This is a genomic window from Elusimicrobiota bacterium (genome assembly GCA_041658405.1).
GTDB lineage: Bacteria > Elusimicrobiota > UBA5214 > JBBAAG01 > JBBAAG01 > JBBAAG01.
On record JBBAAG010000005.1, the window covers coordinates 22317 to 35307 of the forward strand.

General features: G+C 41.8%; 9 protein-coding genes. All 9 read left to right on the forward strand.

What is annotated here, in order from left to right:
* Positions 1–59: 59 nt before the first annotated feature.
* Positions 60–1811: a threonine--tRNA ligase gene (gene thrS / locus WC955_01950; protein MFA5857806.1), complete on the forward strand. Its 1752-nt coding sequence runs from the start codon at positions 60–62 to the stop codon at positions 1809–1811.
* A 21-nt stretch (positions 1812–1832) separates the two neighbouring features.
* The gene (gene infC / locus WC955_01955; GenBank protein MFA5857807.1) at positions 1833–2354 is read left to right on the forward strand and encodes a translation initiation factor IF-3; all 522 of its coding nucleotides are present in this window, start codon (positions 1833–1835) and stop codon (positions 2352–2354) included.
* 27 nt (positions 2355–2381) lie between these two features.
* A complete protein-coding gene (gene rpmI, locus WC955_01960; GenBank protein ID MFA5857808.1) occupies positions 2382–2579 on the forward strand; it encodes a 50S ribosomal protein L35 in 198 nt (65 codons plus the stop codon).
* A 70-nt stretch (positions 2580–2649) separates the two neighbouring features.
* Positions 2650–3012, forward strand: coding sequence for a 50S ribosomal protein L20 (gene rplT / locus WC955_01965; GenBank protein ID MFA5857809.1), 363 nt, complete (start codon positions 2650–2652; stop codon positions 3010–3012).
* Positions 3013–4365: a TrkH family potassium uptake protein gene (locus WC955_01970; GenBank protein ID MFA5857810.1), complete on the forward strand. Its 1353-nt coding sequence runs from the start codon at positions 3013–3015 to the stop codon at positions 4363–4365.
* Between the two features lie 8 nt (positions 4366–4373).
* Positions 4374–5072, forward strand: a complete 699-nt coding sequence (locus tag WC955_01975; protein ID MFA5857811.1) for a TrkA family potassium uptake protein — start codon at positions 4374–4376, stop codon at positions 5070–5072.
* A gap of 28 nt (positions 5073–5100) precedes the next feature.
* Positions 5101–5397, forward strand: a complete 297-nt coding sequence (locus WC955_01980) for a tetratricopeptide repeat protein (GenBank protein MFA5857812.1) — start codon at positions 5101–5103, stop codon at positions 5395–5397.
* Entirely contained in the window at positions 5394–6473 is a 1080-nt protein-coding gene (gene pheS, locus WC955_01985) for a phenylalanine--tRNA ligase subunit alpha (GenBank protein MFA5857813.1), read from the forward strand. Before WC955_01980 ends, pheS begins: the two co-directional genes overlap by 4 nt.
* 107 nt (positions 6474–6580) lie before the next feature.
* Positions 6581–12982 (forward strand): FG-GAP-like repeat-containing protein, encoded by a 6402-nt coding sequence (locus WC955_01990; protein MFA5857814.1) that lies wholly within the window; start codon positions 6581–6583, stop codon positions 12980–12982.
* Positions 12983–12991 lie beyond the last annotated feature (9 nt).

Consider the following 12991-nt stretch of genomic DNA (forward strand, 5'->3'; position numbering starts at 1 on the left):
TTATTAGTAACAATATATACAGACAGAAATTTGAAGTAATAGAAAAAAATTGAGAAAATATGGAAGTTGTAGAGAAAATGCATTCGCGTGAAGAGTTGAGTACTCTCCGTCATTCCGCTAGTCATATAATGGCACAAGCTGTGCAAGAACTGTTCCCGGGAACTAAGCTTGCAATCGGCCCATCGATTGATGACGGGTTTTATTACGATTTTGAACGTTCCGGCGGCAGTGCGTTTACCGTTGAGGATTTTGGTAAAATTGAACAGCGTATGCGCGAGATTGTTAATGAAAACACTGTATTTGTACGCACAGAAATCGGGAAACCTGAAGCTATTAAGATGTTTGCTGAACTCGGGGAGAAGTATAAGGTTGAACTGATAGACGGTATCCCGGATGCAACTGTGTCTATGTACACGCAGGGAAAGTTTACCGATCTCTGCCGCGGGCCGCATATGAATACTACCGGTGAAATTAAGTATTTTAAGCTTTTATCCGTAGCAGGTGCGTACTGGCGCGGGGATGAGAAACGTGAACAATTGCAGCGTATATATGCTACTGCGTTCTTTACAAAGCAGGAACTTGAGGATTATCTGAAACTTCTGGAAGAAGCTAAACTGCGGGATCATCGCAAGCTAGGGCGTGACCTTGACCTGTTTGGTATCTATGAAGAGGCAGGGCCGGGGCTTATCTTCTGGCATCCTAAAGGAGCGTTAATACGTAAAACTATAGAAGATTTCTGGAGAGAAGAACATCTGAAGAACGGGTATGATATATTATTTACGCCGCATATAGCAAAAATTGATCTTTGGCAGATTTCGGGGCATTGGGATTTTTACCGGGAGAATATGTACTCTCCTATGGAAATTGATAAGCAGGATTATGAAATTAAGCCAATGAACTGCCCGTTTCATATACTGGTTTATAAATCAGCGTTAAGAAGTTACCGCGAATTGCCGTTCAGGTGGTGTGAGCTTGGGACGGTGTACCGGTATGAACGGTCCGGTGTGCTGCACGGGTTAATGCGGGTACGCGGGTTTACCCAGGATGATGCGCATATTTTTTGCCGTTTAGACCAGATAGAAGATGAAGTGGTTAACGCATTAAATTTTGTGGTGTATATCCTCAAAACATTTGGGTTTGAGAATTATGAAGTGTATATTTCTACACGGCCGCCTAATTCAGTAGGTAGTACTGAAAACTGGTCCCGCGCAGAAAATGCGTTGAAAACTGCACTGGAAAAAATTGGGTTAACATACCAGATAGATCCCGGAGCGGGTGTGTTCTACGGCCCAAAGATTGATATCAAAATTAAGGATTGTTTAAACCGTACGTGGCAGTGTTCAACAATACAGGTGGATTTTAACTTACCGGAGAGGTTTAATGTTACCTACCGCAACAACGAGGGTAAGGATGAAACTGTTATTATGATACACCGCGCGTTGATGGGTTCGCTTGAACGGTTCTTTGGAGTGTTAATTGAACACTACGCCGGCGCGTTCCCTGTGTGGTTATCACCTGTGCAAGTGCTTATCGCAACAATAACGGATAAACAGGATGAGTATGCAAAACAGGTGTGTGATGTATTGAAATCAAACGGTATCCGTGCGAAGTTGGATCTGCGGAATGAAAAGATCGGGTTAAAGATAAGGGAAGCAGAACTACAAAAAGTGCCGTTTACCATAGTACTGGGTAAACGTGAAGTTGAAAATAAGGTGTTAAGTGTGCGTCAGCATAAAAAAGGTGATCTTGGCAGTATGGACTTGTCAAGTTTTACGGCTCAGGTTACTGAGCTAATAAAAACTAAGAAATAGAGGAGGAACAGGAGTATTATTATTGTAAGAGCACGGGTTAATACCCAGATTCGTGTCCCAGAGGTTAGGGTAATTGATATTGATGGAAAACAGGTCGGTGTCATACCGATACAACAGGCAATAGACCTTGCAAAACAGCAAGGGGTGGATCTTGTAGAGATTTCACCAAATGCAAACCCGCCGGTTTGCAGGGTTATTGAGTATAGTAAATACTGTTACGAACAACAAAAGAAGATCAAGCAGCAACAGAAAAAACAGCAGGGCGGAGAGGTTAAGGAAATACGTTTTCGTCCCAGAATCGGGCCGCATGATTTTGAGACAAAGCTTAACCATATAAAAGCATTTCTTGGAGAAAGAAATAAAGTTAAGGTTACCATACAGTTATGGGGACGTGAACGACAGCATAAGGATTTAGGACAGGCGTTATTGCAGAAAGTGAAGGACCAGACAGCTGAAGTGGCAAATATTGAGAACGAAAATTTTTATGGTATCGACGGGCCGATTGGGATGCTATTGACGCCAAAGTCTAAAGTTGTAGTATAAAAGAAAGGGATAAAAGGTATTAGAAAAATGGGTAAAATGAAATCACATAGCGGCGCAAAAAAAAGGTTTAAAATGACCGGTACAGGTAAAGTTAAATACAAAAAAAACGGTACCCGGCATTTATTGACAGGGAAATCGTCAAAACGTATGCGGCATAACCGTAAGTTAAACGTATTGGGTGAGACAGAAACGAAACGTATACACCGGTTATTGCCATACGCGTAAGTAATATGGATCTAAATTAAATAGTGTTTTGGTAGTTATAGAAAAAACGGTATGATTAGGAGATAAACAAATGGTTAGGGTAAGTAGCGGTAAAGAGTCGCATGCACGGAAAAAAAGGTTATTCAAACAAGCTAAAGGGTATAGATACGGCAAAAGTAAAAAGTTTGAAGCAGCAAAAGAGCAGGTTTATAAGTCAATGGCTTATGCTTTTGCCGGGAGAAAAGATAAGAAAGCGGACTTCCGGAGTTTGTGGACTATACGCATAAACACTGCAGTAAGGTCTTTTGGGTTGAACTACAGCCAGTTTATTGACGGGTTGAATAAAAGTAAGATCGGCCTTGACCGCAAAATATTGTCTGAACTCGCAGTGAATGATATGGAAGCGTTTGCAAAGGTTGTTGAAGCTGTTAAACCCGCGTTAAAAAAAGCATAAATGGCTTTTAGCCAAAAGTTTAAGTTAACAGCAACGCAGGTTATATCAATAGGGTTTGTGGGATTAATTCTTGTTGGTACCTTAGCGCTATTTTTGCCTTTCGCTGCAAAAAATGGTTTTAAGTTCAGTTTTATTGATGCGTTGTTTACTTCTACATCCGCGGTATGCGTCACCGGCCTTGTGGTGGTTGATATCGGGGAAAACCTTACCTTATTTGGCCAAATTGTCGTTTTGTTGTTGATACAGCTTGGCGGGTTGGGGTATATGACAATCTCAACATTAATATTCATGTTGTTCCGGCAACAGATTTCTATTGTGAATAGGCTGGCTTTAAAAGATGCGCTACAAAAAAGTAATTTTGAAAACATTTTTAGTTTTGTATTATTCGTTGTAAAGTCTACAATTATTATTGAGTTAATCGGTTCGGCTGTGCTTGCGGTAAGTTTTATTCCTAAACATGGTTTTCTTAAAGGTATTTACTACAGTGTTTTTCATGCAGTAGCAGCTTTTTGTAATGCAGGGTTTAGTTTATATTCTACAAACCTATTAAATTGCCAGCGTGATCTCATAGTTAATTTCGGAATAATCGTTCTTATAATTATAGGTGGTATAGGGTTCCCTGTACTCTACGAGTTGATATACCTTAAAAAACAGCAAAGGGTGTCATTACAAACAAAAATAGTGGTAGTGTCCACTATTGCGCTTGTGCTTATAGGTACGGTACTGATTTTTTATGCTGAAGCGTTTAATCAAAATACGGATATTCCCAAGGATTCGTTTGGGTTAGCCCTGACGTCGTTATTCCAGAGTGTTACAGCGCGTACAGCAGGGTTTAATACAGTTAATATAGGTGCAATGACAACTACCAGTTTGGTTGTATTGATGGGATTAATGTTTATCGGCGCATCACCCAGCAGTACCGGCGGGGGTATTAAGACGGTTACATTTACGGTGATTGTTTATACGTTGCTAAATGTTTTCCGTGGAAAAAAGGAAGTTAACATACGTGATCGCCGTATACCGGATATAACGGTGATGAACGCATTAATTATTTTTGTAATATCAATCCTTTGGTGTATCTTTGCTGTAGTATTTATCAATATTGCTGATGATCATAGTTTGTTAAATGTAGTATTTGAAGTTATCTCGGCGTTTGGTACAGTGGGATTGTCGGTGGGTAATCCTCAAAATAGTGCGTTAAGTTTTTGTTCTTTACTGTCAGAATTTAGTAAAATAGTAATCATATTGACAATGTTTATCGGTAGGGTTGGATTTATGACAATAGGGTTTGCAATGTTAACTATGCAACCGTCAAAGATAAAATATCCGGAAGAACAGGTGAATGTAGGGTAATAATTAATATGGCAAAAAAACAAAAGAATTATGTAGTGATCGGGTTAGGGAGTTTTGGCGCAAATATTTCACGTGCGTTGACCAAGCTTGGATGCCAGGTTTTGGGGATTGATGTGAATGAAGATAACGTAAAAAATATTGCTAATGAGATAAACCAGGCTGTGCAAGCTGATGCAGCGGACCAAAAAACGTTGAATGAGCTGGGTATAACGGATTTTGAAACCGTGATAGTATCCATCGGCGAAAATGTTGAGGCAAGTATTTTTATTACTTTGTTATTGAAAGAAATGGGTGTGCGGAACTTAATAGTCCGCGGGGTTAATCCCATGCACGCGCAGTTATTGTCAAAAGTCGGAGCGGACCGCATTGTGTTTCCGGAGAAGGAAATGGCTGAACGGTTGGCTGAGAGCCTGGTCTCTCCTAATATTATTGAACAAATAGAATTATCGCCGGAATATAATATTACCGAAATATTGTTGCCTCAAATGTTAAAGGGTAAAACTATTAAGGAAGCTGATATCCGTGCGAGGTTTAATTTGCATGTAATCGGGCTCCGGCGTAAGATGCCGGTTGTCCTTGAAGATGGGGAGACGGATTTTAAGGAAGATCTGATTATTGCGCCACAGCCGGATAGTGAACTTATGGCAGGTGATATTCTTATAATCCTCGGGCGTGATGAGGATATGAATAAATTTAAGCATTTATAGGAAGTTAGGAGTTGTACAGGTGTTGTTTATGGTTAAACAAGATGGAAATCAAAAAAAGGGTGGAAGTACTAGCCTTACTGACGCGTTGGAGCTTGGGAAGTTTTATTTTATTAATCAAAAGTATGACGAGGCAGTGAAGTGTTTTGAGGATATTAATGCAAAAAGCCCGGGGAACGAAGATGTATTATATAATTTAGGATTATGTTATGAAATGATTGGTAACACTGCCCGCGCACAGGATTGTTATGATAATGTTTTGGCATTAAACAGAAAACATAAACTTGCAAAAAAACATCTTGAAAAACTGTTAGGGATTAATAAATGACATTAACCGAACTTCTGGAGATTATTGAAAAAACAGCGGTTGAAGCTGAACGTGAAATAACGGATACTCAGAATTTAGAAACACTTGAACGTATAAAAAATAAGTATCTCAGCCGGCAAGGCGCGGTCGCGCAGTTGTTTCAGCAACTAGGAGTTGTGCCTAATGAGGATAGGCCGGCTGCCGGGAAAAATATTAATGAGCTTAAACTGAAACTTGAAGACGGGTGGAAAAAAAGAAAGGTAGAGCTTGATTCTGGGGGAAGCAGTAATATTGCCGGTGGAAGAATACAAGCTGATTATACACTACCTGGAAAAGATTTACCGCACGGGCATGAACATGTGCTTACGAAAACTGTTAATAAAATGATTGATGTATTCAAGTACCTGGGGTTCAACGTTGCTGACGGGCCGGAGATTGAAGATGAATACCATAATTTTGAAGCACTGAACATTCCTTCAACCCATCCCGCCAGGGATATGCAGGATACGTTTTATGTTCATAGTTTTACGGAGAAAGATAAATGTGTTGACCCGTTAACCCGTCCTGCGCATCTTTTACGTACACATACAAGCCCTGTGCAGATACGGGTGATGAAAAATTCAATCCCGCCTCTACGCGTGATTTGTCCGGGACGTGTTTACCGTCATGATGAAATTGATGCTTCGCATTCAACTGTGTTTCATCAGGTAGAAGGATTAGCCGTAGGAGAGAAGATTACATTCGCACAGTTGAAAGGCGTGCTTACGGCATTTATTAAAACATTTTTTGGTGACAATACTAAAGCGCGGTTTCGTCCGAGTTATTTTCCGTTTGTAGAACCCGGTGCGGAAGTTGATATGACCTGCCCGTTTTGTAAAGGGCCTGGGTGTAATGTTTGTAAATACTCAGGGTACGTTGAAATACTGGGTGCAGGTATGGTTCATCCTAACGTGTTTAAAGCCGTAGGGTATGATGTGAAGAAGTATACAGGTTACGCGTTTGGTATCGGTGTGGAACGCGTTGCTATGCTGAAATATAACATTAACGACATGCGTTTATTCTACGAAAATGACTTGCGTTTCATCAATCAGTTTTAATTCATGTGAATAAGTTCACTTTGATATATGGTTGTTAATTACATAAGATTTAATGTGTGTATTTAAAAAATAATGTTTAAAAGAAATTGTTTATAGGAAAGGCATTTATGAAAAAAAGGTTGTTTATTCTAGCGACGGTGGTATTTATTTTCTCTGTGTTATTGTTAGGTGTGAACAGTTCGTATGCAGTATGGACCGCTACAGGCGGAGGGGATCACGGGGGAACGGATTGGATAATAAACACTTCGTCCAATGTCGGCGGAGTGCACACTAATATCAAAAAGTTTGAGATTGAAGCATCAAAAGAGGTTTTTATCACCACTGGTTCGGTGTTTGAAGTTCATGCTGATAGTATTTATGTCAGCGGAAAACTTAACGGATACGCATCTGGCCAGCAGGGCGGTGCCGGCGGGATGAATGGTTACGGCGGATCAGTTGGGTATGGATATTCCAGTAGTACGGATGTGGTTAATGTCGGAGGAGGTATCGGGGGAGACATTCCTATTCTTGGTCCTAATGCAGCTGGTGCCGGGGGTGGTTCTGGTGGATCGTATGGTGGAATCGGTTGTGCAGGTGGTAATGGTGGAAAATCAACATCGTCAGTAGAAGGAACTGCTATTCTTGGTGGAACAGGTGCAGTTGCAGGTTCGGTATATGGAACTGTCGTTTCTTCAATAGTGTATATGGGTAGTGGCGGCGGTGGTGGCGGTGCCGGGGGTTATGGAGATTATAATACAAGTTCATTTTATCCGGGTTACGCGGGTGGTAATGGTGGAGCCTGTGTAATTTTAGATGGTAAGTACTTGGTTAGTATTAGCAGTGAAATAAATGTTTGTGGTGGAAATGGGCTAACAGGGGGATCTCCAGTAGCTGGTGGAGGAAAAGGGAATCAGGGTAACTTAGTTGCCGGTGGCGGTGGCGGTGGTTCTGGTGGTGGAAGCGGTGGCGGGTTATTATTATTCTCAAAAAATATTATACTTGCAAACAGTTCTGTTTTAAAAGCAGATGGTGGTACTGGAAGTGCTGGTGGCGGTAGTGGATATGCGATGACTGGTAATAGATTAGGCGGTACTGGAGGTATCGGCGGGCATGGAGGTGGAGGTAGGATTAAGATTGTTTATGGTACTACTTTTACGGATTTATCCGCATCTATTACGTATGCATCCGGCGGGGTTGGAGCGAGTAGCGGGACGTATAGTGTGATGGTCACTCCGCGTGTTGTATATAAATACATAGGCGGTTATATCGCTTATCCTCTTGTAGTGCATTATTCAACTGGCAGTATTGTAATTGACTACACTCTTTTTTCGGGAAGCGAAAATGTTGATTTAACGTTACAGTATAGTTGCGATGGAGTAAATTATTATGATTGTACGCCCAGGAACGATTCACCTGGTTTAACTGCCAAACTTGGTAATCCCACTGGAGTGGATTTTCAGTTTATCTGGGATACAGCATCGGACTTCATCAACCGTTCATTAGGTACACAGCAAAATATTAGGTTACGCATGAAACCGGTTGCTGTCAATTCAACTCTTATTGGAGAGATAAATGAAAGTAGCCAGTTTTCGGTTGCTGCTCCTTCGACGCCTTCAACTATTAATGATTTGGTAGTATCGAAAGCTGCACAGGTATTGTTAACCTGGACCGCACCGTCAAGGTATTCCGACGGTACCGGCGGGAAAGTTGATAAGTATATCATTGAATATTCGAATACCGGAGAACTAGATGAATCATCGTGGTACAGTGCAGGGACTGTTTTACCCAGGGTAGTTGTTCCGTCTACACCTGGGATAAAAGAAGTGTTAATGCTGACCGGGTTAGATATTACAAAATCGTATTATTTTGCGGTTAAATCGTTTAATACATACGGTTTGGCAAGTTCTACCTCTGCAATCTCAAATTCTACCGGTACCATGCCAAGTGTGTTTACAATCAGTCAGGTACTTGAGGCCGAAAAGGGCGGGTATGGGAAAGTTATATTAGGCGATATTGATAATGACGGTGACCTTGACTTACTTGCAGCCGGTGGGGATGTGGCCAATACAGCATCGTTTATGTTACATTATTACTTAAACAATAACGGTGTGTTCGAATCTAAACAGTGGATGGATTCCGATGGAAGTAATCCTTACGGTTTTGCAGTGGCTAGTCTTGATCTTGGGGACTATGACCGTGACGGTGATCTTGACCTCGTGGTTTGCGGGAAAAATCCTGGCGGTTTTGCGAAATTATATGTTTATAGGTTCAATGGCGAATGGTTTCAACGTGCACTCGAACCAATGGGTACAGGCGATGGGCTTGTCAACGGTGATGTAAAGTTTATCGACTATGATAATGACGGGGATTTGGACTTACTGGTTGCCGGAGGTGATCTGGGTTCAACCGGGCGGTTAGCAATGTATCAAAATAATAGTTCTAGTTATTCATTGACTACCAACGTTATCCCGTCAGAAGCTACAGGGTTTAGGGCAGCATCGTTGGCAGTAGGAGATATTGACCGTGACGGCGATACGGACTTCATGGTGTTAGGTTCGACTTTGAGTGTTTCACAACTTTCCTGTGTTTATTATGAAAACACTAATGGTGTATTCTCGGCAAAAGCGTTCCCAATGATTGAAGGAACAGACACAATCGGTGTTTATGATGGCAATATAAAACTTAATGACGTTAATAATTCAGGAACCATCGATTTTGTTGTTATGGGCAGATCATTCCCGGGTAACCGGTTTCAGACATATACAAACGTTGGGTCCGCGAGTTTCAATCCTACACAGAACCCGTTAGGTACGGGTAATGGTGTGAGTAACGGCGGTATTGCTTTAGCGGATTATAATAATGATGGTAAAACAGATTTAGTGGTCACCGGGTCATTGAATGGTACGTCAACAAAAGTATTGAAACTTTTTACTGAAAACTCTGTTACCAGCGCAATATACCAGTTCGACCAGGACCTGCTTGGGACAGGGTATGGGTATGATTATTCCGATGCTGCCTGGGGAGATATTGATAAAGATGGTGATTTGGATTTAGTGGTTATGGGGATAGATAACAACGGTGCACCAAAACTTGTAGTGTTTAAGAATAAAGGGATAGAAAACGGCCTACCGGGAAATGATTATCCTAGTATCGGGTCGGCTAATCTTAGTGAGGACTATGACTTTGCTACAAAATCGTTAAAACTTAAATGGCCGGCGGCTGATGTGCTGGATTCAGGTGTAACCTTCACCGGTGCGTCGTATGCATTAAGAGTCGGAACAGTGTCAGGTTCCAGTAACGTCGTCAGCGGATGTTATGGTACACCTCTTAATGGTACACATTTATGTGCCGCGGCAGAGGGTACATACAAATATTTGCTATTGAAAAACATATTGCCGGATACTACATATTATTGGTCTGCCAGTGTAATTGATGCGGGGTTGACTCGAAGCAATTGGACAGTTGAGAAATCAACTTTTGTTCCTGACATTTACCCGCCTGCAGCAGTGAGCGATTTTAATGCTTACCCTGATACTCAGGATGGAGCTGTTTATACTACCTGGGCATATACCGGTGATGACGGTAATTACGGTAGTTTAACAAACGCTAAGTACCGTATTTTATTGTCTTCCGTAAGTAATAGTACATTGGTGCAAAGATTTGAATTATCAAATGAGTTGTATTTGATAGGAACAGGTGGACAAACTGTTGGCGGTCTCACACCAGGGGTAACTTACTATCTTGGTGTGCAGTTAAGAGATAATACCGGTAATTGGTCTGCATTATCAAATGTTGCAACGACGTATGCTAAAGGATATCTTGTACCGAATACCGCACCTGCTGCGATAACGAGTTTAGCTGCTGTACCTGCATATCAAAAAGGTGTCAGTACGCTTGGTACGGTTTCTTTGGAATGGACTAATACAGGAGAGAACGGGTATATAGGTAATTTGAATTCCGCAAAGTATAAGATTTATTTTTCAACCAGTTCTTCTCCGTTAACAAGTTCATACCTGTCAGCATCAATGAATATTGCTGCAGGAACTAACTTATTGCACAATCTAACCGGGCTTATCATAGGCGGGACATACTATTTCTCTGTGACTTTGATCGATAGCATTGGACAGGAGTCAGCAACGGATGCGGTTGCTACGTGTTATGCGAACGGTTTCTTTGATGATACGCCGCCGGCGGCAGTTACAGATCTTGTTGTTGCCAACCGGGATGGCGGGGCTGGGTCGATAATGCTTAACTGGACAAATACTGGGGATAATGGATATACAGGTAATTTGGATGATTCAAAGTATCGTATAACTTATTCATCGTTCACGCAAGCTGGAACCGAGATATTTATGTCCTATATCACTGACCGTTTAGCGGGTTCGAGAGATGGGCATCAGGTTATTGGATTAATCCCGGGTGTAAGTTATTATTTCTACATAAATTTGATAGATAAAAACGGTATGGTTTCAGCAAATTCAAATATTGTTTATGACTATGCATCAGGATATCACGATGTTACTCCACCAGCGGCAGTGACGGATCTTAATGCAGTACAAGGGTATCAAGAAGGTTCTATTGATCTTATCTGGACAAGTGTTGGGGATGACGGTTTTAGCGGTGATATTTCAATGGGTTTCTTTAGGATTACATACTCAAAGTATCCTGATACAACAGGGGTGGGGATAACAAAGAGTATACCCTATGGCCCGATTTTGCCGGGTTATCAGTACAGGCAGTTAATAACGTCGTTGCAAGCTGGAGTAACGTATTACCTTAAATTAGTTACCATTGACGACGTAGGGCTCGTTTCTGATACAGCTGCTACATCAGCATTTGCTGCGCTAAGTGCAACCCAAGCGCCAAAACCTGTTCTGCCGTCACAAATCTATGGTGTTGGTACTTCAACATGTCAAATCAGCTGGCAATGGAATAATGATGGGCAGTACTACGAAGGAGTTAGAATCCATGCGGTTAGCGGCGGGAATCCTGTGATTGCGACAATCACAGCGGGTACCACGTTCTGGATTGAAAACATCAGTGGATACAGCGGTTTTGTTAGGACGTTTGAGTTCTATAATACAGACTATTCCACAACTTCAGTTTCAGTCTATGGATACCCGTTGGCGCCAATTCCGGTTAATGTTCAGTTGGTTACAAAAACTGCGGGTACCGTTACGCTTTTATGGGATGGAATTGCTGAAAAATATGCAGTTTTATATTCAACTATAAGCGAAACGGCCGGGCCGTGGAATTTTGGTGCTGATTGGAACACCAACGTGTTCAACCGTTCATATACAGTATCAGGCTTAAAGAGTAATACTACGTATTGGTTGAGGGTAGCGGCATATAACGGTAGCCAGGTATTGAGCCAGCATTCAAGTCCTATCCAGGTTCTTACCGATAAGTTTGTTGGCCCGGCGCCTGTGCTGACAACGATATCACCGGTGAAGGGAGCAAATACCGGGACGATCGCATTAATCGTAACAGGTAGTAATTTGTCACAGGATATCGCAGTTAGCCTCAGTGGTCCATTGGCGGCCACTGCTCCGAGAGTCAGCCAGGAGTTTATCAGCGTAAATTCAATCCGTGCAACTTTTAATCTGCAGGGATTAACTACGGGTTTATACACAGTAGAGGTAGTCGATCCTGAACAGCGGAAGGCTACGCTTGCCGATGCTTTTACGGTATACTATGTACCAGTTGTCAATACAACATTGGAGACCACTGTACGCGCACCTGCGGATAATATGACATCAGTGGTAATTCCACAAAATGCGTTTGATTCCTCAAACGTATTTGTGAGGTTCAACCCGAATCCTGTACTTCAACCTGAAACAGTTCAACCGGTAGATGTTGTTTCAGCAAATACTATAGTGGATAGTATCTCAAGTTTTAAGCGGTTAACCGGTTCTACACGCGAAGTTGCGATTTATCGCAGTAGTGATAATGTACTGATCCAAACGTTTGTAACTCCGGTGACGCTGTCAATACCGTATGAAGATATAAATAATGACGGGGTTATTGATAGTATGGCGATAAGCCGTATGGCGTCGGTATCAAGTGTGTATGCAAATAATCTTAAGATGTACCGGTTAGTCAGTGCGCAGTGGCAGGAAGTTGCCGGTGCTAATGTAGATACCTTAAACAAAGTTGTCCGCGCGAATGTGTATAATTCAGGTGTCTACGTACTTATCGCGAAGAGTGTGACCGGTGATGTTAATAGAGTAAACGTCGGGCGTAATGTTTTTGTTCCGTCGGCAGCACAGTCCTGTAAGATATACTTTACTGTAAAAAACAGTGATTCGTATGTGAATGTGAAGATTTTCGATATCAGTGGAAACCTGGTGGATGAGTTAGTACCCAAAACCAAAGCATCGGATTTATCCACTAATTCAGTTGATTGGGACGGGTATGATAGGAATAATGCTGTTGTTTCGCCAGGGGTATATATCGCGGTCTTAAATGTTTCAGGTAATGAGAATGAAACAAAAACCGCGAGGGTGTACGTCGCACAAAGTCTTAAGTAAAAAAATAAA

Excerpts from the sequence above, each read along its gene's own strand:
- thrS (MFA5857806.1), top strand. The coding sequence starts at position 60 with ATGGAAGTTGTAGAGAAAATGCATTCGCGTGAAGAGTTGAGTACTCTC.
- rpmI (MFA5857808.1), top strand. The coding sequence starts at position 2,382 with ATGGGTAAAATGAAATCACATAGCGGCGCAAAAAAAAGGTTTAAAATG.
- rplT (MFA5857809.1), top strand. The coding sequence starts at position 2,650 with ATGGTTAGGGTAAGTAGCGGTAAAGAGTCGCATGCACGGAAAAAAAGG.
- WC955_01970 (MFA5857810.1), top strand. The coding sequence starts at position 3,013 with ATGGCTTTTAGCCAAAAGTTTAAGTTAACAGCAACGCAGGTTATATCA.
- WC955_01975 (MFA5857811.1), top strand. The coding sequence starts at position 4,374 with ATGGCAAAAAAACAAAAGAATTATGTAGTGATCGGGTTAGGGAGTTTT.
- WC955_01980 (MFA5857812.1), top strand. The coding sequence starts at position 5,101 with ATGGTTAAACAAGATGGAAATCAAAAAAAGGGTGGAAGTACTAGCCTT.
- pheS (MFA5857813.1), top strand. The coding sequence starts at position 5,394 with ATGACATTAACCGAACTTCTGGAGATTATTGAAAAAACAGCGGTTGAA.
- WC955_01990 (MFA5857814.1), top strand. The coding sequence starts at position 6,581 with ATGAAAAAAAGGTTGTTTATTCTAGCGACGGTGGTATTTATTTTCTCT.